This is a genomic window from Mesorhizobium sp. M7A.F.Ca.CA.001.10.2.1 (assembly GCF_003998575.1).
Classification (GTDB): domain Bacteria; phylum Pseudomonadota; class Alphaproteobacteria; order Rhizobiales; family Rhizobiaceae; genus Mesorhizobium.
Window position 1 is genome coordinate 1 of record NZ_RZQY01000728.1, and the last position, 2,875, is coordinate 2,875.

The window sequence follows — 2,875 nt, forward strand, 5'->3', positions numbered from 1 at the left end:
AGCAGGCACTGTCGCCCGAATGGATGCCGGCCTCCTCGATGTGCTCCAATATGCCGGAGACGAAGGTCGACTTGCCGTCGCACAGGCAGTCGACATCGACCTCGATGGCGCCGGAGAGATAGGTGTCGAACAGCAGCGGGTTCTTGCCCAGCAGCGTGTTGATCTGGCCGGTCTTGTCGTTGGGGTATTTCTGCTTGATGTCCTCCGGCACCAGGCCGGGCACGGTGTCGAGCAGATAGGTCTGCAGCATGCCCTCGTCATGGATGATCTGCATGGCGCGGCCGCCCAGCACATAGGACGGGCGCACCACCAAGGGGAAGCCGAGCTCGCCGGCGACAAGGCGGGCCTGCTCGACCGAATAGGCAATGCCGTTCTTCGGCTGGCTGAGGCCGAGCTTGTGCAGCAGCTTCTGGAAGCGGTCGCGGTCTTCGGCGAGATCGATCATGTCGGGCGAAGTGCCGAGGATCGGAATGCCGGCCTTTTCCAGCGCGTCCGCCAGCTTCAGCGGCGTCTGGCCGCCGAACTGGACGATGACGCCAACCAGTTCGCCCGAGGCCTGCTCGGCGCGCAGGATCTCCAGCACGTCTTCCGCCGTCAGCGGCTCGAAATAGAGCCGGTCCGACGTGTCGTAGTCGGTCGAGACCGTCTCCGGGTTGCAGTTGATCATGATCGCTTCGTAGCCGGCATCGCGCAGCGCAAAGGCGGCGTGGCAGCAGCAATAGTCGAACTCGATGCCCTGGCCGATGCGGTTCGGCCCGCCGCCCAGGATGACGACCTTCTTGCGCGACGAGACCTGCGCCTCGTCGGCCAGCGCACCGGCAAACGGCACTTCATAGGTCGAATACATGTAGGCGGTCGGCGAGGCGAACTCGGCCGCGCAAGTGTCGATGCGCTTATAAACCGGATGAACGTCGAGCTTTTCGCGAATCTTCGCAATCACTTCGACGTCTGTTTTCGTCAATGACGCGAGGCGGGCGTCGGAAAAACCCATGGCCTTCAGCATGCGCAGATTGACGGCATCCTCGGGGATGCCGTGCTCGCGGATGCGGGCTTCCATGGCGACGATCCCGGCGATCTGCTCAAGGAACCACGGGTCGATCTTGCACATGGCGTGCACGTCTTCCAGCGACGTGCCCATGCGGATCGCCTGCGCCACCATGCGCAGCCGGTCGGGCGTCGGCGTGCCGAGCGCGGCGCGGATGGCGTTGCGGTCGTCGGCATGGTTGGCCGTCGCCGCACCGTAGCCGAGGCCGGGGATCTCGATTTCGTCGAGGCCGGTCAGGCCGGTTTCCAGTCCACGCAGCGCTTTCTGCAGCGATTCCTGAAAAGTGCGGCCGATGGCCATGACTTCGCCGACCGACTTCATGGCGGTGGTCAGCACCGGCTCGGCGCCGGGGAATTTCTCGAAGGCGAAACGCGGGATTTTCGTCACGACGTAATCGATCGACGGCTCGAAGGAGGCCGGCGTGGCGCCACCGGTGATGTCGTTCTCCAACTCGTCCAGGGTGTAGCCAACGGCGAGCTTTGCCGCGATCTTGGCGATCGGGAAACCGGTCGCTTTCGAGGCCAGAGCCGACGAGCGCGAGACGCGCGGGTTCATCTCGATCACGACCAGGCGGCCGTCGGCCGGGTTGACGGCGAACTGCACGTTGGAGCCGCCGGTCTCGACGCCGATCTCGCGCAGCACGGCGATCGAGGCGTTGCGCATCATCTGGTATTCTTTGTCGGTCAGCGTCAGCGCCGGAGCGACGGTGATCGAGTCGCCCGTGTGCACGCCCATCGGGTCGATGTTCTCGATCGAGCAGACGATGATGCAATTGTCCGCCCTGTCGCGGACGACCTCCATCTCATACTCCTTCCAGCCGAGCACGCTTTCCTCGATCAGCACTTCGGTGGTCGGCGAGGCATCGAGGCCGGACTGGACGATCTCGTAGAATTCGGCCCTGTTATAGGCGATGCCGCCGCCGGTGCCGCCCATGGTGAAGGACGGGCGGATGATGGCCGGCAGGCCGACATGGTCGAGCGCCTGTGCGGCGATCGCCATGCCATGGCTGATGTAGCGCTGCTTGCGGTCGCCTTCGCCGAGGTTCCAGCGGGTCTCCAGCGCGTCGAGCGCGGCATCGAGATCGGCAGGCGCCTCGGCCTTGACGGCGGCGCGCTCGGCCTCATGCGTCTTGCGGTCGGTGTTCTTGACGTCGGTGGCGTTGGCCAGCATCGACTTCGGCGTTTCCAAGCCGATCTTCTTCATCGCCTCGCGAAACAGCGCGCGGTCCTCGGCCTTGTCGATGGCCGTGGCGTCGGCGCCGATCATCTCGACATTGTAGCGCTCGAGCACACCCATGCGGCGCAGCGACAGAGCGGTGTTGAGCGCGGTCTGGCCGCCCATGGTCGGCAGCAGCGCGTCGGGCCGCTCCTTGGCGATGATCTTGGCGACCACTTCGGGCGTGATCGGCTCGATATAGGTGGCGTCGGCCAGTTCCGGGTCGGTCATGATGGTGGCTGGGTTGGAATTGACCAGGATGACGCGGAAGCCTTCCTCCTTCAGCGCCTTGCAGGCCTGGGTTCCGGAATAGTCGAACTCGCAGGCCTGGCCGATGACGATGGGGCCGGCCCCGATGATCAGGATCGACTTGATGTCAGTGCGTCTTGGCATGTCAAAGGTCCGTTCGGCGGGCGGCTTGCACAAAAAACCGGGACGGGAAGACCCGGCCGGTTGTGCTCGCGATTCTGGTATCAGGCTAGGAGGGCCTTATAGGGAAGAGTTTTAACTGATGTAACCCCGAAAATGAGGGTTGTTGTGGGCGGCGCCAGCCGAGAAGCGCCTTGTTCCGGCGCGCCCCCCTTTACCCTGCCAGGCATCTCCCCCTCAAGGGGC

At 64.4% G+C, this 2,875-nt stretch carries 1 protein-coding gene; it reads right to left on the reverse strand.

The features are described 5' to 3' along the window. Nucleotides 1-2,653, reverse strand: a 2,653-nt coding sequence (gene carB, locus EN964_RS30725; RefSeq protein ID WP_127277153.1) for a carbamoyl-phosphate synthase large subunit, incomplete at its 3' end; no start/stop codon positions are given. Nucleotides 2,654-2,875 lie beyond the last annotated feature (222 nt).